This window comes from Sorangium sp. So ce327 (genome assembly GCF_051530205.1).
In the GTDB taxonomy this organism is placed as follows: Bacteria; Myxococcota_A; Polyangia; order Polyangiales; family Polyangiaceae; genus Sorangium; species Sorangium cellulosum_B.
Genome location: NZ_CP150330.1, coordinates 8,470,980 through 8,492,844, shown reverse-complemented (window position 1 = coordinate 8,492,844; position 21,865 = coordinate 8,470,980). Strand labels below are relative to the sequence as shown.

Sequence of the window (21,865 nt, the reverse complement as noted above, 5' to 3'; positions counted from 1 at the left end):
CGACCCCGCATGGGGCCAAAAACTCCGCGCGGTGGACTAGGGAGCTCCAGGCGCTGTGCTTTGCGGCACAGGCCCCTCGAACAGGAGGCTCACCCCCGGCCGCGGCGCGAGGACGAGCGGCTCCACGCCCACTCGGCCTCCGCCGAGCCGCAGCATGGCTCCTCCCCGCGGGTCCACGAGCCACACGCGCAGCAGGCACTCCGCGCCTCGTAGCGCTGGCCACACCCGATGATCCAGCCGCCGCACGATCTCGGTAGGCCAGTCTTCGTCGGTCCACGTGTCCGTCCGGCTGATCTGCAGCGCGACGTCGAAGCCGCCGATCGGCGCGGGGGCGCTGCCGCCCAGCATCGCGGAGCCCAGCATCGCGAACCCGAGCCGCGCCTCGTCCGCGGTCAGGGTCACGCCCACGATCCCTCGCCGGACCGACGTTCGCAGCTCCGGGAACACCCGTGAGAACAGCCAGAAGAGCCCTGAAGGCGTCGCGAGCCGCGCGATCGCGCGCATGCCTCGGTGCGTCTCGGGCCCGCCCTGGCCGAGCCACGCGCTCGACCCGGCGTCCGTCGCCTCCAGGCGCGCGCGGAGCAGCCCGTCGTCGATGCGCCCGATCAGCCCATCGAACGCAGGACCGCGCTTCGGGTCGATCTCGAGCTCACGGAAATAGGAGGGCAACGTCGATGTGCTCGAGCGCAGTCCGATGTTGAGCGTGAGGGTGATCCTGTCCGGCTGGATCTCGAGGGATTCGACGGGGGTGCGCTCCGGCGCGTGCGAGCGCTTGCTCTGGATCCATATCGGCCTCCCCGGCCAGCAGCGTTGCACGAGCCGGAGCAGCGTTGCCGGCTCGATGAGCCGCGCGCGCCTCTGGAGCGCCTCCTCCAGCCCCGGCGGGGGGTACGCCGGGGGTGATGGCGGCGAGGGGCGTCGCGGGGGCGGGGGCGGGACGCGGCGAGGCGGAAGGAGAGGCGCGCTCACGGCGTCATGAAGTGATCGGGGTCCACCTGGTAGAGCTGCTCGAGCGCCTCCCATTGCGGGCTGCCCATGGCGTCCCAGTGCGGCGCGAGCTGCTCGACGTGCCCCGCCAGGAACCGCAGGTAGGGCACGAACACATCCGGGAAAAACACCTTGGGATCGAAGCTCTTCAGCGTCCGCCGGATGTCGTCGGCGACGACGGCTGCCCGCTCCGGCTCGTCGCGCGAGAGCAAGGCGGGCACCGCTTCGAGCTTCCGGAGGAGCAGCTCGAACGCCGGAGAGACGGGGATGGTGCGGCGGTCCAGCTCCGGCGCATCGCCGGGCGTGCTCCCGCCGCGCGCGGCGGCCGGGCGGGGGCCCTCGTCCTCCGGGGCCGGCGCGGGCTCCTCCGGTTCGACGGTCGCCTCCTCGGCGGTCGCCTCCTCCGGCTCCGGCTCGGGCAGGGGCCGCGGCGCTGGCTTCGGCGGCGCCGGGTGGCGATCGAAATGGGCGCGGATCCGGGCGTCCAGGTCCGACAGGGGCGCTGTGCACCGCGGCGCGTCCAGCGCGCTCGTCAGGGCCTCTCTCAGGGCCGAGGAGGCGCGCAGCGCCGGGCCGCCGACCGCGTCGTGATCCGAGCGGATCCACGCCTTGAAGGTGGCGTCTTGCATCTGCTCGTGCGCGTCGACGTGGTTCACGATCGACCGGAAGAGCCGCGCCAGGGTCCCGTCGACGACGCGCGCCTTGCGCTCCTCCGGGCGGAGCGAGAGCCACCGCGCGGTGACGGCCCCCCGCAGCGCCTCGAAGATGCCGGGCAGCGATTTGGGGCCCTGCTCGACGAACGCCCCGAGCAGGTACGCGGCGATCAGCCGCACGTCGGTGGAGCCCTTCTCCAGCCCGAGGCGCGCCGTCTCCGCGGCGAGCTGGGCATCCGACGCGCCGGCCGACTCCACGGCCGAGAGCCGCGCGTCGTCCGTGTCCTTCCCGTCGCCCGCGAGCGCCTTCTCAACGAGGCCGAGGTCCAGCATGGTTATGTGTCGATCACCTTGAATTGCCCGGGATTGAGCACCTGGATCACCCCGCCCCAGGCGCACATCAGCTTGCAGCTCACGTCCACCGCCGGCGGCCCCTTGAGCATCACCTTGGTATTTCCTGGCAACCACGTCCCGGCGGGGACCGGGACGCAGGGCATGGGCGTGAGCACCCCGAGCGCCGCCGCCGTCGCCGCCGCGACCGTGGGGTTGGCGAGCGACGTGCACGCCCCGAAGGGCGGGACATTCATGGCCGGCGCCATGTCGGCGATGTTCGCCCCCGGAGCGCCGGCCATGACCATCTTCACGGGAAGGACCGCGAGGGTCGACGGCGCGAGCCCGAAGCTGCACATCATCGTGGCGCCAGCGGCGACCTGGGGACCGGCCATGGAGAGCTTCCTCGCGAGAGCGTGAGGTTGCCCTTGCGAGGGGCGGGCGGCCAGTTTTCGACGGGAGCTACTTCTTCTTGGTCAGATTGTCGTAGCGCTTGCCGTAGCGCTCGCGGTGCTCCTGCGAGACATGGGTGTAGTACTTCTCGAAGGACAGGCCCCGCATCTTTCCGTAGACACATCCGCCCTTGGCCCAGCCAAGCTCGAGCTGAACGGCCGCGTCGTAGGTCCGGATCACGTTGGTCACGCCGGCGAACTCGACCCGCTCGACCTTCTCGATGTAGTCCTCGCGGGTCAGCTTCTGCGCGGCGCTGTCGAGCTCCGCGAGGAGGCCCCGGTTCTGGTGGTTGGACAGCTCCATGACGAGCTGCTGTGTCGCTTCCGACTCGGTCTGTCGGGCATCGATGAAGACGACCCTCTGTGTAGAATCGTACAGACCAGGGCCCTCGTAGACCACGATGGCCTCGAGCCCCTTCGTGACATACGCAACCCAGTCCTTCCCGAGCGTCGCCTCGAGGTTGTCGAGCAGGGTGTTCTTGTTCCAGCCCTTACCTGTGCTCTCCGCGCTCGACGTGAGCTTCATCCGCTGCACGACCTGCGCGGGGTGCGGCGCGCGCGCGGCGCCGGCCTTCTTCGGCTGCGCGGCCGCCGCGCGCTTCACCGTCGCGGCGTGAGGACCGCGCGACGTCGCCGCCGTCTTGGGCTGCACCGCGGCGTCGCGTTTGACCGCGGCGGGGTGGGGGCCCGGCGCTCGGGTGGGTTTCTGCGGAGGCTCGGCGGTTTTGCGCTGCACCGCGGCGGGGTGAGGGCCCGACGCGCGCGTGGATTTCTGCGGAGGCTCGGCGGCCTTGCGCTGCACCGTGGCGGGGTGGGGGCCCGACGTTCGCGTGGTTTTCTGCGGAGGCTCGGCGGCTTTGCGCTGCACGCTGGCGGGGTGCGGCGGGCGTCCTTCGCCCAGCTTGGGCTGGACGGTGGTCTCGCGAGCGACGGTGGCGGGGTGCGCAGGCGGCGGGGGCGCGGCGGGCATTGGATTCTCCGGGGCGGGACGACGAGCGTACGCGGCCGCGCGGGCGGCGCGCAAGATTGCCTTTGCCCCCTTCCTTTGCTCCTCGCTCACACCGGATGATACCGTCTCTCCCCGGGCATGCGATCCCGCTCTTCCTCCACCACGTCGACCCCGGCCTCACGCGTGGTGCAGGCGTGTTTCCCCGCGCGGCGCATCCCCTCGGGCACCGCCGTCCAGCGCTTCGCCCGCGTGACGCTGCCTCCGCATCCTGCCGCCGCCCAGCCTCGGGCCGCCGCGACGCACCCGGACATCCCTCCTCACCCGGCGACCGTGGCCCAGCCGCGCGGCACGGCGGCGATCGCCCCGAGACCTCCGCACCCGGCGACTGTCGCGCAGCCGCGCCCGGCGTTCGGGGCAGCGCGGGCGGCGCAGCGCAAGGAAGCCGATGTGCACGCCTTCCAGACGCCCGAAGGGTTTCTGGAGAAGTCGGGCCCCGGTCAGCCGCTGCCGTCCTCCGTGAAGCTCCGCATGGAGCGCTATTTTGGCGCCGACTTCTCGGACGTGCGGGTGCACGTAGGGAACGAGGCGGCGTCGATCGGCGCGCTCGCGTTCACGCTCGGGTCGGACATCTACTTTGCGCCCGAGCAGTACCAGCCGAGCACCCGGTATGGCCAGGAGCTGCTCGGTCACGAGCTGACGCACGTGCTCCAGCAGCGCGAGGGCCGGGTCGCAAATCCGTACGGCGACGGCGTCGCCGTTGTGCAGGACGTCGAGCTGGAGGCCGAGGCGGACAGGCATGGCAAGGCCGTCGCGGAGGGGAATCCGGGGCCCGGCTCGGCGGCGCCGCCGTTCGGGGGAGGGCCGGGGAGCCAGGGAGGCGGCGCGCCCGGCGGCATCCAGGGGAAGGTGGGCACCGCACAGTCGAAGAACGGCTACAAGCTCGTGGTGGGCGCTTACATGCACGAGGGGCGTTTGCCGGAGGCGCTCGCGGGGCACAGCTTCGTCGCGATCGAGGAGCCGAGCGGCGAGCGCCACGCGTTCGGCTTTTCGCCGGCCCATTATGGCAGCTATGACCCGAACCGGGATCTGGGGCGCCTCCAGGTCGGCGTCGAGGGGGTGGTGCACGATGACGCGGGCGCCTTCGACAAGCCGGGCGTGAAGATGCAGAGTTATGCGATCACGCAGGAGCAGGCCCGTGCGGCGATGGCGAAGGTGGGTGAGTACAAGGCGGGGAAGCATCGTTACAGCGCGGACCGTCAGCAGTGCTCGACGTTCGCGCTGGACGTGATGAAGGCGGCGCGGGTGCCGGTGCCGGCGGGGGGGGCGGCGCCGAGGCCGCGGGTGATGTACGAGGCGCTGGAGGCCACGGTCCAGGGGCGACGTGGAACGCGCGGGTAGAGCGGCGGTCACCCGCTTCGGAGACGGGCCCACCTCGACGTTTTCGGTGCTCAGCGCACCGGCGTGCGCTTGCGCGCCGAAAACGCCGATCTGGGCCCGTCTCCTGTGCGGGAGACCGCCGCTCTGCTCTGCATTTAGCAGAGGTGGGCGAAAACCGCTGTAGAACCTCTGAATCCCGTGCTGCTTCGAGGCGGCCTGAAGCTCAAGGTTTCGATGGCTCTGTCGCCGTTGGACCGGCGCGAACCACCGCTGGAATCGACGAGAGCCCCCGCCGCAGCTCCCCGAGCCTCCGGATCGCGCCGTCCCTCTCCCGCGCATGCAGCCGCCCCGCCAGGTAGTTCGTCGAACACCACCTCGCGTCCGTCTTGCCGCCTTTGCCGCGCCCGAACAGCGAGAAGATCTCCACCGTATCGGGCCTCCAGTCAGGCCCCAGCCGCTCCCTCACCAGCTTCGCGATCGCCTCGGCGAACCCCGGCTCCACCGCCCGCCCTCCCGTGAACACGCAGAGCGCGATCCGCGTGTCGCCGCGCGGGCCCGCGCCGGCGAGCGGCACCACCGCCGCCCCCTGCGCGAACGGCAGCTCGTTCACCTCGCCCGACAGCGCCTCTCCCGGGAACGCCCGCGCCGACCGCCGCGGCTCGAGCGTCCCGCCCCACAGGTATTCGTTCCCCGTCCGCGCGAGCAGGAAATAGCCGTCCTCGCCAAGGTCGTCCCCGCGCCGCAAGAAGACCCCCGCTCCCCCGGGGGTGGGCTTCTTCGTCGCGGCGTCGACGAGATCCCACGCGACGCCGGGCGACGGCAGGGCCTTCGCGCTCACCCCCGCGGGCCGCCGCGCGCCGGACAGCACCGTCCCGCCGGCGGCCGTGTCGATCAGCACGTTGAAGACAGGCACCTTGCCGAGGTCGTTCTTCTTCAGCGCGTCGCGGACCTCGAGCCAGTCGAGCGGCTCGCACACGCTCCTGAACAGCGCCTTGAGCGACGAGGGCATCGGCCGCGGCGCGGCGCGGAGGGACGACGCGAAGGCCGGGGAGAGCCCGAGCACGGTGATCGGTTCGAGGCTCAGGGCGGAGGGGGTCGAGAGCAGGTGCTCCTCGGGCAGCTGCACGAACGCCGCGCCCGAGAGCCACGCGGACAGGAGCAGGGGCAAGAAGCTCTGCTCGTGGTGGAAGCCAGGCGCCGACAGGCGATCTCCCGGGGAGAGGCGATAACCCAGCATCCCGTCCGAGAGGGCGCCGCAGAGCGCCGTCTCGGCGGCGACATCCACCGGCCTGCCGAAGGGCCCTCGCAGCGGCGAGAGCGCACGGATGCAGGGGCTTTTCGGGGGGTATGCAACCGGATCGGCGGTGGGGCGGCGCGCGGGCGCGGAGACAGGCAAGGCCTTCTCGATGAGCTTGCCGACAGGGGCCGGGGAGCGCGGGTCTACCACCACGTGCTCCGGCGCGAGCGCCTTCAAGGCATGTGCGACGGCCACGTCTCCGCAAGGCAGGATCCACGACACACGCGCGCCGAGGTACAGCGCGGCCGCGAACGCCACGACCCCCACGGCGCCGGCGGGCATGACGATCGCGATCGCGGCCTTGGGCTTCACGCCGAGGCCGGACCACGCGGCGGCGAGCGCGGAGGCGCGCGCGTGCAGCTCGGAGAAGCGGAGCCGCACGGGATCCGCGCGGGGAGCGATCTCGACGAACGCGAGGCGGTCCGAGGAGGCGTGGCGCAGCACCGCGTCCGCATACAGATCGTACGCGGCCCCGGCGACGCTGCGGAGCGGGCCTGTCCGCTGGGCCGAGTGCGAGAGGAGCGCGCGGCGGAACGCGGGCGGGTCTTCCCACGTGGCGGAGAGCGCCGTGAGATCGGGCGTCTCGTCCTCGCGCGCGAGGTCGAGCGAGCGCAGCAGGGCGACGAGGTCCGGCGCGGGCATCGTCGCCGTGCCTATCCGATGCGCGGCGGACCGGGCAAGCGGTGCGCTGCGTCCGTCAGGCGCCGAGCCATCCGGGCGTCGCCTGCGGGTTGAGCTCCAGTCTGCAGCCTTGGACGCGTCGGGTCGCGCAGGTGCCCGTTCGAGGCGAATCCGCCGGAAATTTGGTCTGCGGAGCGCGGGGAGGGAGGATCGAGCGGTCACGACAGGAGTGCGATGATGAGCGACGGGACGCGCGGCAAACGTGGTCTGGGGATCCATGCTCAGCCGCCGCACCCTGCGACGGTGGTGCAGAGGCGAGAGCCGCACGCGGCGACGGTGGCGCAGAGACGCGCGCCGCACCCGACGACGGTGGTGCAGAGGCGCGCGCCGCACGCAGCGACGGAGGGGCGTAGCAGCGCGCCGCCGCCGCACCCGGCCACGGGGGCACAGACGAAGCCGGGCTCCACGGGGGCCTCTCCACTGCCGCCCCATCCGGCCACAGTGGCAGCGGAGGGGCGGCCTCCCCATCCGGCCACGGTCGCGCAGAGCAAGCCGCGGCCGCAGCGCGTCGGCGTGTCGCGGCCCCCGCAGGTGGCCCGGCCGAGTGATTCTCCGCCGCTCGCGGGCGAGCCGGGCGAGGTCGCGCAGCCCTGGGGGTGGACGGCCCTCGGCGCGGTCGGCGTGGGCGTGGGGCTCTGGACCGCGGCTCCCCTGGTGACCGCCCTCGGCGTGGCAGGGCTCGCCCGGGGGCTGTGGAACCTGGCGACGGGGCCGACCGTCGAGCGCATCCCGGATGTTCCCAGCAGCTTTCTGAGCACGATTCCGGACGAACCCATCTATCGAGTCAAGGGGCGCGATCGGGAGCTCCACGGGGTCAACGTGGTGGTGCGTCCGGTCGGGAGCGGCAATCTCCGTTCCTATTACGGTATCGAGACGAAAGACGAGCAGATCGTCGTCGAGCGCCAGAGGGAGTCCGAGGTGACCTACCTGGCGAGCGCGATCCAGCTGGTCCGGGTCCAGGTCTCACGAGGCCGGCGCCCGACCCGGTACGAGCCGGACCAGGGCGATCACACGGTCGCCTGGACGCTGCTCGCCTATTCGATCGACGCGTTCGAGGGGTGGCTCCTGTCCGACGTGGTGACGGAGCTCCGCGAGCTCTTCAACGAGCTTGTCAACACGCCGGATCAGACGAGCGCGTGCAAAGCCGAGCTCAAGAAGCTGGACCACTTCGACTGGAACACCTTCGCTCTGCGCATGACGCCCGAGAAATGGCAGCAGCTGATATCGGAGATCCTCAACATCTACGTCTCGGCGAACCAGCACAGCCGCTGGGCCACATACAAGCGCACGGGCGGCAAGACCACCACCGTGAAGAGGGAGGACCTGGCGATGGCCACCATGCTGGCGACAGAAGATGAGCTTCGCGGCCGGCACACGCCGGCCGCCACGACGCAGGAGGTCGCCCAGGCCGCGGAAGGGCTGCTCGATGTGCAATTCCATCCCTCCCTCCCGGCCGTTCAATATGCTCATGCGGTCTGGAACTGGATCAAGGCGCTGAACCGGGCCTTCCCGATGGTCATGGCGAACTCCACCCTGCGAGCGGCGATCATCGCTCAGGTCGGCAATCGCAACGTGCCCCCCGGCTCCCGACCGACGCCCCTCGTGACCACGGTCTCGCAGCTGGTCCAGCATTCCGTGTAACCGATCGGCTCCCGAAGAGCGACGGGGTACTGGACGAAGCGCAGGTTGAGATGCCCCCGGGAGAGGCGTCTTGCCCAGCGAAACGCGCTCGATCCTCAGAAAGCAACGCGCAGGGTCGCGCCCGTCGGGCCGACGGTGAGCTCGGGGGCCTGGACCGACACCTCGCGCGGGATGTCGTCGCGCACCCAGACCCGCTGGTTGCCGACGAGGCCCGCGACGAGCAGCACGAAGCCGGTCACCTGCGTGGCCCCGTCGAAGAGGAGGAGGGCGGCGGCGAGCCGGCCGTCGTCGCGGTCGACGTCGACCTCCTCGCCCGTGCCGAGCGTGATGAACGGGCCGCCCACGGGCACGAGCATCGGCGAGTAGCTGACAGCGTCGCTGTCTCCCTCGCTGAGGATGCTCCCCGCCGTCAGCGCCGAGAGCGCCCACGCGCTGGCGAGGACGATCGACCCCGCGACCACCAGCCGGCGGTTCATCTGCGTCTCGACGCGATAGCCCGCCGGCCGGATCCCGCCTTCCGTGAAGGTCAACGTTCGCGGCATGCCGAGGATGACGGACGGCGCATACGGCACGTAGCCGGGCGGCACGTGGTCAGGCGGCGCCGCGTATCCAGGCGGCGCCGCGTATCCAGGCGGCAGCGCGTAGCCGGGCGGCGCATAGCCGGGCGGCGCATAGCCGGGCGGCGCATAGCCGGGCGGCGCGCCGGCAGGGGACTGCGCGTAGCCAGACGGCGCCGCGCTCTGCGCGGACGGGGGGGCGTCGCTCTCCGCCGTGGCCGGCGCTGCGAGCGCGAGCGGGCCAAACAGCGCGGCCATCGAGAGGGCGGTGCGGATCGCGGTCACGTGCGTCTCCCTTCGGGGTGAGGGCTGTCGGCGCAGGGGCACCAGCTCAGAATCTCCATCGGAGGCTGGCGGAGGACCCGCCGATCGAGACCTCGGGCCAGCGGAACGCAGCGTGCCCAGGGTCGCGTGAGCTCACCGTGAACTGGCGCTCGAGGTACAGGTCCTCGTTCGCCAGACCGGCGGCGTACAGGATGAGCCCTCCCACCTGGGTCACGGCGTCCATCGTGAGCCAGAAGATGCCCGCGCCCTCCGCTTCCAGGGTCCCGATCGCGATCATCGGGCCGGCGAACGGGATGAGCAGCGGCCCGAATTTGTCGAAATCGTCGTCGTCGAACGACGCGATGCCTGCGACCGTGAACGTGAGCGCGTACGGGATCCCGAACGTGAGCAGCCCCGCCGTGGCGAGCTTGCGGTCCGCCCTGGTCCGGAGCGCGTAGCCGCGCGGGATCGGGTCCCCCTCTTCGTACTCGATGGTCCGTGGGTTGGCCCACGGCGGGAGCGGCGGCACCGGCAGGTAGTAACCCTGCGGGATGGGCACCAGCGCGCCGGCCGCCGGAGCGATCGGGGCGGGCGCCGGAGCGACAGCGGCGGGCGCCGGAGCGATCGGAGCGGGCGCCGGAGCGACAGGGGCGGGCGCCGGAGCGATCGGGGCGGGCGCCGGAGCGACAGGGCCGGCCGCCGGAGCGATCGGGGCACCCGCTGCCGCGGGCGCCGTGCCTGGCGCGGCGGCCCTCGCCCCGTCGCCGCGCGCCGGTTTCGGCGGCGCGGCCTGCGCCTGCGCGGCCGCCGGCGCGGCGAGCCCGAGCAGCGCCGCGAGCACCGCGGCGGCCTGCACGCCGCGAACGCGCGGCGCTGCGTCGCGGCGCAGCGGTACGGTACTCCCTTTCGTTTGCCCTATCGGCATGCTGGCTCCCGTCGCGCTCGCGCGACGACTCCAAGGAACTGCGGGTGGCTTCGGTGCAGCGAGGCCAGGATACGCAGACTGTTCACGAACTCAATCCGCCCGCACAGTGCGGGCGGGCGCCGCGCCGGGAGCCCCGACCCCCGACGCTGGCGAGCCGGTCGCCCGCTCCGGCCGCACGATGGGCCACCCCTCGGCCATGCGCTGCACGCCGGAGGAGGCGCTCGTCGTCGCGAAGCCCGCCATGCCCCGACCCTCGGGGCATGCTGGGCTGCCGCTCCCCGGGCGCCGACGGCGCCCGCGCGCCCCTCGCTCACCAGCGCGATACCCGCCCTCGCCGAGCGTTGTCTGCGCGCCCGCGCGGCGCCGTCGCCCCGCCGCCACGACTCATGAGCCGCCGGCGACGCGCGGTCGAGCCGTGCACCTGGGACAACCCTGACAGGTAAGGACCGTAGCGAGTGGACCCCTGGGACAACCACGATGCGTAAGGGGCATGGAGAGTGGACGCCTGGGATAACCCTGACAGGTAAAGACTGTATGTCTCTCACCTGCTCTGGCTCAGCTCGCCACCGCCCCATCGGGCGCTACGCTGTTGTCTGATCAAGGGTGATGTCGCGCCCGCCTCCATGGCGAGCTCGGCAGAACCATGGCCTTCCAGGACATGGCGGCGACGACCGCCAGCGGAGGAGCGAAACGATGACAAGGATCTCATTCGTGGTGTTGGCGTGCGCGGCTGCCGCGCTGAGCAGCGCGTCGTGCGGAGGGACGGACAAGGGCAATCGCGCCACGGGCGGCGGCGATACCGGCAGCGGCGCTACAGGCGGCGGCGGTACGGGCAGCGGCACTACGGGCAGCGGCGATGCGAGCGGCGGCGATACCGGCGGCGGCGCCACGTCAGGGACCGGCGCGCAGCCAGGGGCCGGCGAGCAGTTCTCCGTGGACGCGCAGGGCGGGACCTTCACAGCGGACGACGGCTTCACCATCGAGGTGCCGCCGGGCGCGGTGAGCGAGAACACGGTGATCACCATCGAGCGCATCGACGAGGCCCCCGAGGGCGCGGTGGGGCCCATGTACGTCCTTGGCCCGGAGGGCCTGACATTCGAGAGGCCGATCACGCTCACGCTCCCGATCACCGTCGAGCTCAGGGCGGAGCTGGGCGAAAGCGCGGTCCTCGGCGCCTATGGCTTCACCGCACAGGAGGGCTCGGACGATTTCGCGCCGCTCGCGCGGCACGACGTCTCGAGGAGCAACGTCGTCACGGAGACCGACCGCCTCTCGAGGATCTATCCAGGCATGATCCTCGCGACCCCGATGGCGAGCCTGCACCGCTACCCGAGCGCGCTGGCCGCCGACGCGTCCTTCCTCTACTTCGCGAGCGGCGGCACCGAGGATGTCGCGACCGGGGACAACAACGACGGTTTCATCTACCGCGTGAGGCTGGGCACCGCCGAGGCAGAGGCGATGATCCCCGCCGATCCCGATCCCAAGGCGCTGTGGGTCAACGACTCGCACGTGTACTGGGCGAGCGGCGGTGATGATGACCCGGTGATCCCCTCGGCGCTCCGGCGCGTCGACAAGGCGACCCTGGAGGTGGAGACGCTGGCCCAGATCGGCTATGTCGTGAGCGTCATCGGCGACGCGTCGGCCGTCTACTTCGGCGACGGCGATGGAGAGAACATCTACACGATGCCGCTCGGCGGCGGCGAGCCGGTCGTCCTCGCGTCCGGCGCCGGGAGGCCCGCGTACCTCGCGCAGGACGCGCAGAACCTCTACTGGACCGGCGGCGCGGCGACCCACAAGGTCTACAAGGTGGCGAAGGCGGGCGGGCAGGTGACCGTCATCGCCGACAACGAGGCCGAGCCGGCCGGGATCGCGGTGGACGCGGAGTTCGTCTACTGGGCCAACGCCGGCGACGGCGGCGTGTTCAAGGCACCCATCGCCGGAGGACAGAAGACATTGATCTATAAGGGGGACTCGATGGCGGGGCTGGCCCTCCGGGGCTCGACGCTGTTCTCGACGGACATGCGCGGGAACCGCAGCGTCAACGCGCACGATCTCGAGAGCAACAGGACCGTCCTGCTGGCGTTCGAACAGCCCGTCCCCTGGCGTGTCATCGCCCCGGAGGGGCAGGGCGTGTTCTGGTCCAACGCCGGTGACTACCGCTACCAGGGGCAAGTCGCGTCCTACCACGCTCCTTGAACCCCCGTATCCCGGCGGTGACCGCGAGGGCGCGCCTGCCTGGCTCGCCCTCCTGGTCGTCGTGGGTCAGGGGCCGAACGCCGCGACGAAGGTGTCCTCGTCTCCCGTCAGCGGCCCGGAGCCGAGGTCGAGGGTGCCGGTGAAGGTCCCTGTGGCCAGCACGCGATCGCGCGGATCGACGACGATGCCGAAGGGGCGCTCCGTGTCGAACCCCTCGACCCACAGCACGTGCCCGCCGGCGTCGAACTTCACCAGGAAGGTGCGCGCGCTGTAGCTGGACGGGTTGTGCCCTGACGGGAAGGGGATCCCATCGAAGTCGAGCGTCGCCGAGACGTCGGCGACGAGCACCCCGGACGCCACCACGTTCGCCTGGCTGTCGACGTCGGTCGAGGTGATGACCACCCTGCTCCCCGGCGCGCTGAAGCCCCTGCTCCAGACGGTGTTCCCGGCCGGGTCGAGCTTCGCGAGGAACGCGGCATCGTAGCCCTGGTTGATGATCGGCCCCGTCCCCAGGTCGATGGTGGTGCCCGTCTGTCCGACCAAAACCACGTTGCCCGCGGGGTCCGCCTCGACGTCCTGGATGAAGCCGGACGTGTCTCCGAACGCCCTGCTCCAGACATGGTTGCCCGCGGAATCCAGCTTCGCGACGAAGAGTCGAGGGCCCGGGAGCGGTCCATCGCCCAGATCCGCGCCGGTCCCCACCGATCCCGCGAAGAGCACGTTGCCGATCGGGTCCGTCGTGAGGGCGACCGACCCGTCGCTAAACTCGCTCCCGACGCCCTTGCTCCAGAGGGTGTTGCCCGCCGGGTCCAGCTTGAACAGGAAGATGTCCTGCGCGCCCGCGCTGCTCACCGGCCCCGCGCCGAAGTCGACCGTCCCCTCGAACGAGCCGAGGACGACCACGTTGTCCTCGCCGTCGACCGACAGGCCATAGACGTCTTGATAGGCCGGATCGCCGAAATGGCGGACCCACGCGGGCTCCCCTGCCGGGTCCGTCCTCATGACGTAGATGTCGCTCAGCCCGGCGCTGGGGATCGGCCCCCAGCCGACATCCAGCGAGTCGACGTAGCCTCCCGCGTTCACAAGGCTCCCGTCGGAGAGCGCGGCGATCTTCGCGCCGAACTCGTCGCCGGGGCCGCCGTAGCGCCTCGCCCAGGCGAGCCCGCCGTCCGGATCGAGCTTCGCGATCAGCACGTCGCGCTGCCCCGCGCTCGTGAGCGGGCCCCCGCCGAGATCGGCCGTACCGTTGAGCTGGCCAGTGAGGAGGACATTGCCGGCCCCATCGGCGTTGATGCTCGCGAACGACGCTTCGCCAGGAAAGCTCACGCTCCAGAGCGGCGCGCCCGGCTCCACGCAGGCGCCGTGTCCGTCGCACACCTCGCCCTCGCCGCAGCGATTTCGCCCCCGCGACGGCGGCGGTCCATACGGCGCGGGCGCATGGACGCATGCCCACCTGACGCGTGCGTCCAGGGTGCATGGGTTGTGATCATTGCAGCTCGCTGCGCCGTGACCGTGGCCGTGACCCCGCCGTGGGTGCCTGTCATTCGCCCGGAGCGCGCTCGCGGACGCCGCTGCGCCGTCGGGCTCGGGGCTCCCCTGCTTGCTTTCAGGGGGCGCGGCGCAACTGACCATGGCGGATGTCATCACCACGGCGGCATGCATCCTGCTGTTCCTGAGAATCGTCGAGACGTGAGGCATGAGCTCCTCCAGCGCGCCTCGAAATGCGCGCTCTCTGCTCGACCATGACGACCTGCGAGCCATGGGGCGTGCAGGCCATGGTCTCCCGTGGAGCGATCGATGTTGCCATCATCTCGATCATTTCAACTCCATGATCGCCTGGCATTGCGAGTCCGCTGTCGACCTGAACGCACGCCGGTCCAGGGAGAGGCGCCACGGGCCCTGAGCGGCTGCAGACGTAGGTGGATGAAAATCCGCCCGCCGCGGTCCGCGAAGGGCCACGGCCGCGCTCGACGGCGCTCATGTCGTGATGCCGCCGCCGTGCCTGCGCTTCGCTGGCACGATCGCGACCCCGGCGCTCACCAGCCGGGGTCGAGCGCCGCGGGCACGAACTGACCGACCTCATCAAGGCTCCAGCCGCCGTGGCGGAAACAGGCGGCCGAGCCGTCGGTGCGCACGCCGCAAAGGACGCTGTTCCCGCCTTCGATGAACGTGAAGCGCCCGGCGTCGATCGGCATGTCGGCGCCATCATAGCGCCTGCACGTGAGGGCCCCCTCGGCGTCGATCGCGCACACCGCTCCGTCGGTGGCGGTGATGGAACGGTACGGTCCGCCCGAGAACTCGGGATACTCCGGCCCGGCGCAGTCAACGATGCCGGTGCGGCTGCAAGCGAAGTTCGGCTCGAAGCACCGGATGCCGCCGGCCTTCGTGAGCGCGCAGAAGATGCGGTTGCTGAACGCCACCTCGGTGAACTCACCGGGGGGTGTCTCCGTGCCGTGGGACTGCCACAGGCTGCCGTCGGAGCGCACGCCGACGGCGAGCCCCTCGAAGACGCAGAACGCTTGCGTGAACGAGCCCTCCATCCTTCTCACCGCATCCTCGTCCGGGGGCAGAGGGCGGTTGAACGACGTGCCATCGAGCACCACCGCGAACGACCCGTCCACGAACAGCGGGCACACGCCCGTGTAGTCCCACATGTTCGTCGCTCGAAAGGTGGAGGCAGGTGGCAGCCCGTCTGGCAGGACCGTGCCCGCCGCGAGCAGCCGACCGTCCTCGGTGAGCCCGATCAGCCCCTGTCGCGCGAGCTGGACACGCCGGTAGCGCTCGGCGGGCAGCGCGCCGCCCGGATCGTCGCCCCAGCAACGATAGCTGCCGTCGGCCTTCGTCACACAGGTACTGCCGACCTCGTCGTCGACCGCGACGTTTCGCGCGCACACGAAATCCGAGACGCTCCAGGCGCCGTCGCTCGTGCACGTCTCGCGCAGGCCGCTCGCGTTGCAGCGCGCCTCCCCGGCCGCGCAGGCCTCCGCGCTCCCCGGATCGCCGCCCTGCGCCGTGCCCTCGCTCCCGCCCGCGCCGCCGGCCATTGCTGCGCCGCTCTCCTGCGCCGTCCACTTCCCGCTGCAGCCCATGGCGAGCATCGTGGCGCCCGCTGCCACGAGCCGCGCCGCCCTCCGTTCAAGCGCCATGACACAAAGGATACCCAGGTGCTCCGTGTTCCGCATGCACCACCGATCGTCGAGCGCTGGCCGCGATTCAAGGAGTGAGCATCGTCGCGTCCGCCGTCTACGCAAGCGGCCAGCCCGCGGGCCACGCTTCGTCGCTTTGCACTCGAAATTTGCGCGTCAGGTGAATCCGACGACGGCCGCGTCGCGAGCTCCGGCGGGCGGCTTCGGCTCGCGGGCTTCAAGCAGCTCGCGGGCCGAGGTGGAGGCGCGAGCCTCCATCGCCCTGCCGATGGAGGAGGCTGCCGCCTCCATCGCCGGGTCGAGCGGCGGTCTGCCCTACGACCTGAGTCGCGATCCTGCGCTGCGAGAGCATTGAAGGCACAGGAGCGCTCAGGGGATCGTCGCAGGCACGCTCCCTGCTCTCTGGCTGGGGGCGGGGGCGGGTGCGGGGGCGGGCGTGGACGCGGCCTGAGAGGCCGGCATACCAAGGGGAGTCACACCATGAAGATTGCTGCGTATCATCTCGGTCTCGGTCTCATCACCTTCTCGATGGTCACGGGCTGCGTGGCGGCGGACGGCGGCAGCTTCGACGAGGAAGACACCGCGGAGAGCGCAGAGGCGCTCGGGGGAAACCCTGACCCCTGCGCCATGGGGACCGACCCGAACTTCACCAGCCCGCAGCTCACCGCGGTCGGAGCAACCGAGACCTACGTCCGCGCCTACCAGTGGATCGACGGCATCTGTCCGGACATCGGGCAGGATCGAGCGACGACGATCGTGGATTTCCCCGTGCCCGGCTATTACCAGCACCAGACCCCGGAGACATACCGCTTCGACGTGCAGCCTACCTTCTGGGGCTCCTCGTCCACCTCGTGGAGCGACGCGTCGCAGGCGATGAGCGACTGCGCGAACACCAAGATGGCCACGCGCGTGCAGCGCTGGGACGCCGCGACAAGCCAGTTCGTGCAGCTCACGTACAAGGAGCAGGCGGGCACGTGGCTCTGGGACAACCCGCTGACCGGGCGCGGGCACTGCTCGACGCCGGCGTTCGTCTACTTCCACGAGAACTACGGGACCGCGCAGCAGGTCGCCACGAGCAAGTACCGCGTCCGCACCTGGGCCACGCAGCCCGACGGCTCCCACGCGACCGTCTGGATCACGGGGACGCACACGGGCCTGTAGCCCTGCCCATCGCTCCATCCGGGCGGGCTGGCGCGAGCAGCGATCATCTGTTCGCGCGAAGCGCCTTGAATTCGCTCGGATCCTCATCGCAGCTGGAGGGCCGGCGACGGATCGAATGCTACTCTGGCGGTCGAGGAGCGCCCATGCCCGATCCGTACGACCTGAAACGATTCGTGGACGCGCAGGCTCCGGTCTATGCCCGCGTCCTGGCCGAGCTGCGCCGAGGAGAGAAGAGCAGCCACTGGATGTGGTTCATCTTTCCGCAGCTGAAGGGCCTGGGCCACAGCGCCATGGCGCAGAGGTTCGGCATCGCTTCGAAGGCCGAAGCCGAGGCGTATCTGCAGCACCCGACGCTCGGTCCGAGACTGCTGGAGTGCACTCGCCTCGTGAACCAGATCGAGGGGCGCTCGCTTTACGACATCTTCGATAGCCCCGATGACATGAAGTTTTGCTCGTCGATGACCCTGTTCTCCCGCGCGGCCCCCGGCGGGGGGGCGTTCCTCGCGGCGCTCGACAAGTACTGCGGCGGCGAGCCCGATCCGCGGACGCTCGCGCTGCTCGAGTAGCGCTGGCCGCCGCCGGACGCGCCGCTGGATCGCCCCCCGTGGGTGGATCGCCGACGCGCTCGTTCGCGTCGCGTGCGCCGTCCTTGTCTGGAACATTCCGATGTCACGGTCGCTGTCGGCTCGCGCGGGGACCAGCACGACCGACGTTGCGGACGCCACATCCCTGGCGCCAGCTCAAGATTTCGCCCTGGGCGGCAGCCTGAACCGAGGCAACGCAATTTCCCACTTGATCCGCCGTCGTGGACGGACGAGTGAGCCGGCGCTCGCTCCGGCCGGGGGCGGGCGAGAGGACCATCACCCGTGGATGCATTGTCGTACCAGTCGCTCTTAACGGGCGCCGTCGCGCTCATGGTCGCACGCTCTTTCTACGTGCGTGTCAAGAAGGCCCCTGAAGGCAACGAGACGATGGCGCGCATCGCGCGCTACGTCCGCGAGGGGGCGATGGCCTTCCTCGCGCGCGAGTACAAGGTGCTCGCCGTCTACGCCGCCGCCGTCTTTGCGCTCCTGGCCGCGACGCTCGGGCTCCTGTCCGCGGGCGCCTTCGCCGCCGGCGCGTTCCTGTCGCTCATCGCCGGCTTCTTCGGCATGAAGGCCGCGACGTACGCCAACGTTCGCACGGCCGAGGCCGCGCGCGCGCACGGCAAGCCCACCGCGCTCGTCACCGCGCTCGACGGCGGCGCCGTCATGGGCCTCTGCGTCGCGGGGCTCGGCCTCATCGGCCTGGGCGGCATCTACGCCCTGTTCCGCAGCCACGAGCACCTCGCGACGATCGTCCACTCGTTCGCCGTCGGCGCGAGCTCGATCGCGCTCTTCGCCCGCATCGGCGGCGGCATCTACACGAAGGCCGCCGACGTCGGCGCCGACATCGTCGGCAAGGTCGAGGCGAACATCCCCGAGGACGACCCGCGCAACCCGGGCGTCATCGCCGACAACGTGGGCGACAACGTCGGCGACATCGCGGGCATGGGCGCCGACATCTACGAGAGCTACGTGGCCGCGGTCGTCGCCGCGATCGCGCTCGGCCTCACGCTGCCGATCGCCAAGCTGCAGCAGCTCGCGCCGTCGGTGAGCGAGCAGGAGCTCCGCGCGATGGCGGTGTCGCTGCCGCTGCTCCTCGCGACGATCGGCCTCGCGGTCTCGGTCGTCGGCATCTTCATCACCCGCGCGCTCAAGAACCTGCCGCCGGCCCGGGTGCTGCGCCTCGCGCTCATCGTCCCGCCGTTCCTCGTCGTGCTCGCGGCGGCCGGCATCCTCCCGGGGCTCGGCTTCAGCTCCGGCACCGTCATCACCCTCGCGGCCGGCGCCGCGGGCGGCGCCATCGTCGGCCTCGTGACCGACTACTACACGTCGATGGGCCCCATCCACAAGGTGGCCCAGAGCTCGCTCACCGGCCCCGGCACCAACGTCATCCGCGGCATCGCGGTCGGCCTCGAGAGCGTCGCGATCCCCCTCATGACCCTCGTCGCCGTGGGCTGGATCTCGAACCACTACCTCGGCCTCTACGGCATCGCGCTCGCCGCGGTCGGCATGCTCGCCGGCACCGCGATCGTCATGACCGTCGACGCGTACGGCCCGATCGCCGACAACGGCGGCGGCATCTCCGAGATGGCCGGCCTCGGCAAGGAGGTCCGCGCGATCACCGACGAGCTCGACGCGGTCGGCAACACCACCGCGGCCGTCGGCAAGGGCTTCGCGATCGGCTCGGCGGTGCTCACCGTCGTCGCGCTGTTCGCCGCCTTCAACATGGAGGTCGACGCGGTCCGCCGCGCGAAGGGCCTCCCGGAGCTCGTGCTGTACCTGACCGACGCCAAGGTCCTCATGGGGCTGCTCTTCGGCGCGCTCCTCCCGTGCCTCGTCGGCGCGCTCACGATGACCGCCGTCGGCCGCGCGGCCGGCGCGATCGTCGAGGAGATCCGCCGTCAGTTCCGCGAGATCCCCGGCCTGCTCGAGGGCAAGCCGGGCGCCGAGCCGCAGCCGAAGGTCATCGTCGACATCGCCACGTCGGCCGCCATCCGCGAGATGATCGCGCCCGGCGCCATCGCGGTGCTCGCGCCGGTCGTCGTCGGCTTCGTGGCCGGCCCCGAGGTCCTCGCGGGTACGCTGGCCGGCGCGCTCGTCGTCGGCGCGGTGCTCTCGCTGATGATGGCGAACGGCGGCGGCGCCTGGGACAACGCCAAGAAGCACATCGAGAAGGGCGGCCTCGACGGCCACGCGAAGGGCTCCGACGCCCACAAGGCCGCCGTCGTCGGCGACACCGTCGGCGATCCCTTCAAGGACACGTCGGGCCCCGGCATCTCGATCCTCATCAAGGTGATGGGCGTCGTGTCGCTCCTCATCGCCCCGCTCATCGCCTGAGCGGACGCGCCGTCGCGGCGAGCAACGAGAGAGAGAACGCGGCCCTCACCGGCCGCGTTCTCGCTTTTGTGGCTTCACGCACGGCGCTCGTCCTGCTCCAGCCATCGGATTTCCTCTGCTGACAGCGGAGCTTTCGTGCTGTAAATGGCCTGTCTTCGGCGGGGGAGAAGGATGGCCGGGTGAGGATCAGCCGCCGCTCGCAGGTGCCGCCGTTCGCGGTCATGGAGGTGCTCGCCGCCGCCAACGCGCGGCGCGCGGCGGGGGAGCCGGTCATCAGCCTGTGCGCGGGCCAGCCGGGCTCAGGGGCGCCCGCCGCCGTGCGCGCGCGGGCGGCGGCGCTCCTCGCGGCGGGCGACCTCGGGTACACCGAGGCGCTCGGCATCCCGGCGCTGCGCCGCGCGCTCGCGGAGCACTACGGCCGCTGGTACGGCGTGGACCTCGACCCGTCGCGCGTCGCCCTCACCACGGGGTCGTCGGGCGGGTTCCTGCTCGCGTTCCTCGCGGCGTTCGAGGCGGGTGACCGCGTGGCGCTCGCTCGCCCGGGCTACCCGGCGTACCGGAACATCCTTCGCTCCCTCGGGGTCGAGGTGGTCGAGCTGTCGTGCGGCCCGGAGAGCCGCTTCCAGCTGACAACGTCGCAGCTCATGGCCGCGTGCGACGGTGCAAAGCTCGACGGCGTGATCCTGGCGAGCCCGGCGAACCCGACGGGCACGATGGTCGACGCCGCGGAGCTCGACGCGATGGCGCGCTGGTGCGCGGAGCACGGCGTCCGGCTGGTGAGCGACGAGATCTATCACGGCCTCACGTACGGCCCGTGGGCCGGGCGCCAGGCGACGGCGGCGCGCCACGTCGACGCGGGCGCCGTCGTCGTGTCGAGCTTCTCGAAGTACTGGGCCATGACGGGCTGGCGCCTCGGGTGGCTGGTGCTGCCGCCGGAGCTCGTCCCGACGGTCGACGCGCTGGCGGGGAACCTCGCGCTCTGCCCGCCCGCCCTGGCGCAGCACGCGGCGCTCGCGGCCCTGACCCCGGAGGCGTACGCCGAGGCGGACCGGCTGGTGGAGGGCTACGCGGCCGCGCGCGACCTGCTGCTGCGGCGGCTGCCCGAGCTCGGCTGGAAGGTCGCCCCGCCCGACGGCGCCTTCTACCTGTATGCCGACGTCGGCACGGACGACTCGGTCGCGTGGTGCGAGCGGCTGCTCGCCGACACGGGCGTGGCGCTCACGCCGGGCACGGACTTCGACGGCGTCGGCGGCGCGCGGTACGTCCGGCTGTCCTTCGCGGCCCCGGTCGAGCAGGTCGACGAGGCGGTCACGCGGATCGTCGCCTGGCAGCGCCAGCGCGCGCGGTGACCGGAGGGTGGGCGCTGGAGGCGCCCGGGGAGCTCACGAGGCGGCGCGCGTCTCCTTCGGCTTCCGCCGGCCCTCTGGCATGAGCACGGCGAGCGCCGTGTCGATGAACGCGCGCAGCTTCGCCTGCGCCTGCGCGCGGGCGGGGAAGTAGAGGAAGAACCCGGGGCCCGTCGGCGCATAGCGCTCGAGCGCCGTAGAGAGTGCCCCGCTCGCCAGATCCTCGGCGACGGCCAGATCGAACATGTACGCGAGCCCGAGCCCATCGCGCGCGAGGGACACCGCCAGATCGGCGTCGTTCACCGTGAGCGTGCCGGGGGCCTGCACGGTGATCTCGCGGTGATCGCGCACGAACTCCCAGCGATAGAGCGCGGCGCTCTGGAATCGGTACCGGATGCACGTGTGGGCGAGCAGATCCTCGGGCTCCTCCGGGCGGCCGTGCGCCGCGAAGTACGCCGGCGCGCCGACGACGAGCCAGCGGAGATCAGGGGTCAGGCGCACGGCGGTCATGTCCTGGGCGAGGTCCTCGCCGAGCCGCACGCCGGCGTCGAAGCCGGTCCCGGCGAGATCGACCAGGGCGTCGTCCACCGAGATCTCGACGGCCACGTCGGGGTAAGCGCGGCGGAAGCGCGGGAGCACCGGCTCGATCACGAAGGGCACGGCCGTCCGGGCGACGGTGAGGCGGAGCAGCCCCGCGGGCTGGCCGCGGAGCTCGTCGAGCGCCTCGAGCGCGGCGCTGATCTCACCGGCCGCGGGCGCGAGGCGCTCGTGCAGCCGCTCGCCGGCCTCGGTGAGCCCCACGCGGCGCGTGGTGCGCGAGAGGAGCGGGAGGCCGACGCGGCGCTCGAGGGCGCGGATCGCCTGGCTCACGGCGCCCGTGGTCACGCCGAGCTCCGCGGCGGCGGCGCGGAAGCTCCGGTGCCTCGCCACGGTGAGGAAGACGGTCAGACCCTCGAAGCGGTCCGTCGCGCGGTTCATGGCG

At 71.6% G+C, this 21,865-nt stretch carries 19 protein-coding genes; 7 read left to right on the top strand and 12 right to left on the bottom strand.

Annotated features, from left to right (window positions below):
- Positions 1–36 precede the first annotated feature (36 nt).
- The 4 genes from WME95_RS31630 to WME95_RS31615 all read right to left on the bottom strand — a co-directional run bounded on the left by WME95_RS31630 (position 37) and on the right by WME95_RS31615 (position 3,074).
- Complete coding sequence (locus WME95_RS31630) at positions 37–816, bottom strand: hypothetical protein (RefSeq protein WP_437903069.1); 780 nt, start codon at positions 814–816, stop codon at positions 37–39.
- A gap of 149 nt (positions 817–965) precedes the next feature.
- Positions 966–1,973 carry a type VI secretion system protein IglI family protein gene (locus tag WME95_RS31625; RefSeq protein WP_437903068.1) on the bottom strand — a complete coding sequence of 336 codons (1,008 nt, stop codon included), beginning with the start codon at positions 1,971–1,973 and terminating at the stop codon, positions 966–968.
- Between the two features lie 2 nt (positions 1,974–1,975).
- Positions 1,976–2,365 (bottom strand): DUF4280 domain-containing protein, encoded by a 390-nt coding sequence (locus WME95_RS31620; RefSeq protein WP_437903067.1) that lies wholly within the window; start codon positions 2,363–2,365, stop codon positions 1,976–1,978.
- A gap of 67 nt (positions 2,366–2,432) precedes the next feature.
- Positions 2,433–3,074, bottom strand: a complete 642-nt coding sequence (locus WME95_RS31615; RefSeq protein WP_437903066.1) for a hypothetical protein — start codon at positions 3,072–3,074, stop codon at positions 2,433–2,435.
- Positions 3,075–3,509: 435 nt separating this feature from the next.
- On the opposite strand from WME95_RS31615, the gene WME95_RS31610 reads away from it, so the two are divergent.
- Complete coding sequence (locus WME95_RS31610) at positions 3,510–4,769, top strand: eCIS core domain-containing protein (protein ID WP_437903065.1); 1,260 nt, start codon at positions 3,510–3,512, stop codon at positions 4,767–4,769.
- Positions 4,770–4,971: 202 nt separating this feature from the next.
- Here the strand turns inward: WME95_RS31610 and WME95_RS31605 are convergent, their stop codons facing one another.
- Together WME95_RS31605 and WME95_RS31600 are read right to left on the bottom strand one after the other, a co-directional pair.
- Positions 4,972–6,687 carry an AMP-binding protein gene (locus tag WME95_RS31605; RefSeq protein WP_437903064.1) on the bottom strand — a complete coding sequence of 572 codons (1,716 nt, stop codon included), beginning with the start codon at positions 6,685–6,687 and terminating at the stop codon, positions 4,972–4,974.
- Between the two features lie 260 nt (positions 6,688–6,947).
- Positions 6,948–7,133, bottom strand: a complete 186-nt coding sequence (locus WME95_RS31600; protein ID WP_437903063.1) for a hypothetical protein — start codon at positions 7,131–7,133, stop codon at positions 6,948–6,950.
- 124 nt (positions 7,134–7,257) lie between these two features.
- On the opposite strand from WME95_RS31600, the gene WME95_RS31595 reads away from it, so the two are divergent.
- Positions 7,258–8,367, top strand: coding sequence for a hypothetical protein (locus WME95_RS31595; protein WP_437903062.1), 1,110 nt, complete (start codon positions 7,258–7,260; stop codon positions 8,365–8,367).
- 95 nt (positions 8,368–8,462) lie between these two features.
- Here the strand turns inward: WME95_RS31595 and WME95_RS31590 are convergent, their stop codons facing one another.
- The 3 genes from WME95_RS31590 to WME95_RS31580 all read right to left on the bottom strand — a co-directional run bounded on the left by WME95_RS31590 (position 8,463) and on the right by WME95_RS31580 (position 10,356).
- Positions 8,463–9,209, bottom strand: a complete 747-nt coding sequence (locus tag WME95_RS31590; RefSeq protein WP_437903061.1) for a hypothetical protein — start codon at positions 9,207–9,209, stop codon at positions 8,463–8,465.
- Between the two features lie 46 nt (positions 9,210–9,255).
- The gene (locus WME95_RS31585; protein ID WP_437903060.1) at positions 9,256–10,113 is read right to left on the bottom strand and encodes a hypothetical protein; all 858 of its coding nucleotides are present in this window, start codon (positions 10,111–10,113) and stop codon (positions 9,256–9,258) included.
- A gap of 90 nt (positions 10,114–10,203) precedes the next feature.
- Positions 10,204–10,356 carry a hypothetical protein gene (locus WME95_RS31580; protein WP_437903059.1) on the bottom strand — a complete coding sequence of 51 codons (153 nt, stop codon included), beginning with the start codon at positions 10,354–10,356 and terminating at the stop codon, positions 10,204–10,206.
- Positions 10,357–10,806: 450 nt separating this feature from the next.
- On the opposite strand from WME95_RS31580, the gene WME95_RS31575 reads away from it, so the two are divergent.
- The gene (locus WME95_RS31575; RefSeq protein ID WP_437903057.1) at positions 10,807–12,309 is read left to right on the top strand and encodes a DUF5050 domain-containing protein; all 1,503 of its coding nucleotides are present in this window, start codon (positions 10,807–10,809) and stop codon (positions 12,307–12,309) included.
- Between the two features lie 66 nt (positions 12,310–12,375).
- On the opposite strand, the gene WME95_RS31570 is transcribed toward WME95_RS31575, so the two are convergent.
- Together WME95_RS31570 and WME95_RS31565 are read right to left on the bottom strand one after the other, a co-directional pair.
- Entirely contained in the window at positions 12,376–13,686 is a 1,311-nt protein-coding gene (locus WME95_RS31570) for a hypothetical protein (protein WP_437903055.1), read from the bottom strand.
- A gap of 659 nt (positions 13,687–14,345) precedes the next feature.
- Positions 14,346–15,455, bottom strand: coding sequence for a hypothetical protein (locus tag WME95_RS31565; protein ID WP_437903054.1), 1,110 nt, complete (start codon positions 15,453–15,455; stop codon positions 14,346–14,348).
- A 480-nt stretch (positions 15,456–15,935) separates the two neighbouring features.
- Between WME95_RS31565 and WME95_RS31560 the strand changes: the two genes are divergently transcribed.
- The 4 genes from WME95_RS31560 (at position 15,936) to WME95_RS31545 (ending at position 20,886) form a co-directional block, all read left to right on the top strand.
- Entirely contained in the window at positions 15,936–16,616 is a 681-nt protein-coding gene (locus WME95_RS31560) for a hypothetical protein (protein ID WP_437903053.1), read from the top strand.
- A gap of 143 nt (positions 16,617–16,759) precedes the next feature.
- Positions 16,760–17,182: a DUF1810 domain-containing protein gene (locus tag WME95_RS31555; RefSeq protein WP_437903052.1), complete on the top strand. Its 423-nt coding sequence runs from the start codon at positions 16,760–16,762 to the stop codon at positions 17,180–17,182.
- A gap of 300 nt (positions 17,183–17,482) precedes the next feature.
- The gene (locus tag WME95_RS31550) at positions 17,483–19,537 is read left to right on the top strand and encodes a sodium-translocating pyrophosphatase (protein WP_437542551.1); all 2,055 of its coding nucleotides are present in this window, start codon (positions 17,483–17,485) and stop codon (positions 19,535–19,537) included.
- Positions 19,538–19,716: 179 nt separating this feature from the next.
- A complete protein-coding gene (locus tag WME95_RS31545) occupies positions 19,717–20,886 on the top strand; it encodes a pyridoxal phosphate-dependent aminotransferase (RefSeq protein WP_437903051.1) in 1,170 nt (389 codons plus the stop codon).
- A gap of 33 nt (positions 20,887–20,919) precedes the next feature.
- On the opposite strand, the gene WME95_RS31540 is transcribed toward WME95_RS31545, so the two are convergent.
- A complete protein-coding gene (locus tag WME95_RS31540) occupies positions 20,920–21,861 on the bottom strand; it encodes a LysR family transcriptional regulator (protein ID WP_437903049.1) in 942 nt (313 codons plus the stop codon).
- Positions 21,862–21,865 lie beyond the last annotated feature (4 nt).

What these genes read in the sequence shown, in the direction of transcription:
- WME95_RS31575 (WP_437903057.1), top strand. Translation starts at nt 10,807, where the DNA reads ATGACAAGGATCTCATTCGTGGTGTTGGCGTGCGCGGCTGCCGCGCTG.
- WME95_RS31620 (WP_437903067.1), bottom strand. Translation starts at nt 2,365, where the DNA reads ATGGCCGGTCCCCAGGTCGCCGCTGGCGCCACGATGATGTGCAGCTTC.
- WME95_RS31555 (WP_437903052.1), top strand. Translation starts at nt 16,760, where the DNA reads ATGCCCGATCCGTACGACCTGAAACGATTCGTGGACGCGCAGGCTCCG.
- WME95_RS31580 (WP_437903059.1), bottom strand. Translation starts at nt 10,356, where the DNA reads ATGGCGGGCTTCGCGACGACGAGCGCCTCCTCCGGCGTGCAGCGCATG.
- WME95_RS31610 (WP_437903065.1), top strand. Translation starts at nt 3,510, where the DNA reads ATGCGATCCCGCTCTTCCTCCACCACGTCGACCCCGGCCTCACGCGTG.
- WME95_RS31625 (WP_437903068.1), bottom strand. Translation starts at nt 1,973, where the DNA reads ATGCTGGACCTCGGCCTCGTTGAGAAGGCGCTCGCGGGCGACGGGAAG.
- WME95_RS31585 (WP_437903060.1), bottom strand. Translation starts at nt 10,113, where the DNA reads ATGCCGATAGGGCAAACGAAAGGGAGTACCGTACCGCTGCGCCGCGAC.
- WME95_RS31605 (WP_437903064.1), bottom strand. Translation starts at nt 6,687, where the DNA reads ATGCCCGCGCCGGACCTCGTCGCCCTGCTGCGCTCGCTCGACCTCGCG.
- WME95_RS31560 (WP_437903053.1), top strand. Translation starts at nt 15,936, where the DNA reads ATGAAGATTGCTGCGTATCATCTCGGTCTCGGTCTCATCACCTTCTCG.
- WME95_RS31540 (WP_437903049.1), bottom strand. Translation starts at nt 21,861, where the DNA reads ATGAACCGCGCGACGGACCGCTTCGAGGGTCTGACCGTCTTCCTCACC.
- WME95_RS31565 (WP_437903054.1), bottom strand. Translation starts at nt 15,455, where the DNA reads ATGGCGCTTGAACGGAGGGCGGCGCGGCTCGTGGCAGCGGGCGCCACG.